At 75.0% G+C, this 2820-nt stretch carries 2 protein-coding genes; both read right to left on the bottom strand.

The annotated features are described in order from the left end of the window. On the bottom strand, positions 1-2410 hold a 2410-nt coding region (locus K377_RS40855), incomplete at its 3' end, for a type I polyketide synthase (protein ID WP_111668686.1). A 15-nt stretch (positions 2411-2425) separates the two neighbouring features. Continuing rightward, positions 2426-2820 (bottom strand): thioesterase II family protein (locus K377_RS40850; RefSeq protein ID WP_375606005.1); only part of this gene is annotated, 395 nt, incomplete at its 5' end.

Raw genomic sequence — 2820 nt, 5'->3', positions numbered from 1 at the left:
GCGGGCTGACCTCCACGAACACGCCGCCGCGCTCCCGCATCAGCCGCTCGACGGCCTCGCCGAAGCGGACCTGCGAGCGCAGGTTGTCGTACCAGTACGCGGCGTCCAGGCGCCGGGTGTCGAGCGGCCCCGCGGTGACCGTGGAGTGGAACTCGACCGCGGTCTCCCGCGGCGTGGTGCCGGCGCCGGCCTCCAGCACCTGGTCGCGGATGCGTTCGACGAGCGGGGAGTGGGACGCGAACCTGACCTTGACCGGGCGCACCCGTACGCCGTCGTCGGCGGCGAGCGCGGCGAACTCCTCGACAGCGGCGGAGTCTCCCGCGACGACCACGGAGGCCGGTCCGTTGACCACCGCCACGCACAGCCGTCCGGGCCAGCGGGCGAGGCGCTCCTCCACCCAGCTCACGGGCGCGGCCACGGCGCTCATGGTGCCGTGGCCGGCCAGCGCGGTCAGGGCGCGGCTGCGCAGTGCGATGACGCGGGCGGCGTCCTCGAGGCTGAGGGCGCCGGCCGCGCAGGCCGCGGCGATCTCGCCCTGCGAGTGGCCCATGACCACGTCGGGGACCACGCCGAGGGACTGCCACAGGCGGGCCAGGGACACCATCATCGCGAAGAGCGCGGGCTGCACGACGGCGTCCCCGTCGTCGAGCGAGGGGGCCGACTCGGCGCCCGTCACCAGGTCGAGGAGGCTCCAGTCCAGCCACGGCTCCAGCGCTTTCGCGCACGCGTCGACCGACGCGGCGAACACCGGCGACTCCGCGTACAACTGCCGTCCCATGCCGAGCCATTGCGAGCCCTGGCCGGGGAAGACGAAGACGATCGGGCCCGTCGCCGCCGTGGCCGTGCCGCGTACCGCGCGGGCCGAGGTCTCGCCCCGGGCCAGCAGGTCGAGTCCGGCGAGCGTCTCCGCCCGGTCCCCGGCGACGACGACCGCGCGGTGCGCGAACGTGGTCCGTGCGGTGGCGAGGGCGTGGCCGACGGCGGCCGGTGACGACGGGAGCCCGTCGGTCACGAACTCCTTCAGCCGGGCGGCCTGCTCGCGCAGGGCCGCCTCCGTGCGCGCCGACAGCACCCAGGGGACGGCGGCGGGGGCCGCCACGGGCGCCGGTGCCGGGAGTTCGGGGGCCTGTTCGAGGATGAGGTGGGCGTTGGTGCCGCCCATGCCGATCGACGACACGCCGGCCCGTCGCGGCCGCCCCGGCTCGCCGGTCCAGGGCCGGGCGGTCCGCAGCACCTCGAAGTCCTTCTCGAAGTCGCTCACGGCGGGGTTCGGGGCGTGGAAGTCCGGCTGGGGGACCAGCAGGCCGCGGTCCAGGCAGAGCGCGGTCTTGACGAAACCGGCCAGGCCGGCCGCGGGCTCCAGGTGGCCGACGTTCGCCTTCACCGAGCCGACCGTCAGGGGGCGGCCGCGGCCGTGTTCGGCCTGCACCTCGCGCAGACCGGCCAGTTCGGCCGGATCGCCGAGCCGGGTGCCGGTGCCGTGCGCCTCGACGTAGTCGACCGCGTCGAAGGCGAGGTCCGCGCTCCGCAGGGCGGACAGGACGGCCGACGCCTGGCCGGTGGGGCTGGGGTCGGGCATCCGGGACGAGGCGCCGCCGCTGCGCACGCCCCAGCCGCGCACCACGGCGTAGATGTGGTCGCCGTCGGCCACGGCGAGGTCGAGCCGCTTGAGCAGGACGAACGCGCCGCCCTCGCCGCGGACGAAGCCGCCCGCCCGCTCGTCGAAGGGGAAGCAGCGGCCCTCGGGCGAGAGGGCGCCCAGGTTCGCCAGACCGGTGCCGGACTCCGGATCCATGATCAGGTGCACGCCGCCCGCGAGCGCCATGTCGACGGCGCCGGAGCGGATGCGGTCGCAGGTCAGCGCGAGGGACACCAGGGAGGACGACTGGCCGGAGTCCGCGCACAGGCTCATGCCGCGCACGTCGAACAGGCTCGAGATGCGGTTCGCGATCAGTGCGCCGCTGGAGCCGAGTGCGGCGTAGTGGTCGTCCTGGTCGCTGCCGGACCGCTTGCGCAGCTGGTCGTAGCCGGAGGGCGCCGCGCCGACGACGACGTCGACCTCACGGCCCGCGAGCGCGGCCGCCGTGACGCCCGCGTCCTCGACGGCCTCCCAGGCGAGTTCGAGTCCGAGACGCTGTACGGGGTCCATGGCGGCCGCCTCCGCGGCGGACACCGAGAAGAACTCCGCGTCGAACCCGTCGACGGAGTCGAGGAAGGAGCCGGCGCCGAGTGTGGCGGCGTCCGGGTGGGCGGAGAGGTCGGCCTGCGCGTCGGCCGCCCGGCTCGCGGGGAACGTGCCGACCGTCGACCTCCCGTCGGCCAGCAGCCGCCAGAAGGCCTCCGGGCCGTGCACACCGGGGAACCGGCACGACAGTCCGACGACGGCGATATCGGTGGCTGCGCCACTCATTTCGTATCCTTCCGCTCACAGCCAGCGGGTCAGCAGGGTGCGCAGTTCGTCCGGTGCGTCCATGAAGTCGTAGTGGCCGCCGTCGATCACGCGGAACTCGACGGAGTCCGCGTACCGGCGCCAGCCCTGGAGGTCGTCGAGGCGCACGTCGGCGTCGTCCCGCCAGTGCAGGACGACCACGGGGAAGTCCAGCGCCGCCGGCGTCTCGCGCCGGTAGGCGGCGGCCGCCGCGGTGTCCTTGAGCAGCACCATGAGGCCGAGGTCGAGCATGTCCGGCCGCGGTGCGATGCCCCGGCCGCGGAGGAACGCCTCCAGCTCGGCGCGCAGTTCCGGCTCGGTCATGGTGAGCATGCGGTCGCGGGAGGCGTCGTGCGGGGCGGGCTGGCCGGACACGAACAGGCACCGCGGGG

The organism is Streptomyces sp. PsTaAH-137 (genome assembly GCF_003259365.1).
GTDB lineage: Bacteria > Actinomycetota > Actinomycetes > Streptomycetales > Streptomycetaceae > Streptomyces.
This window is presented reverse-complemented; position numbering and strand designations above follow the sequence as displayed.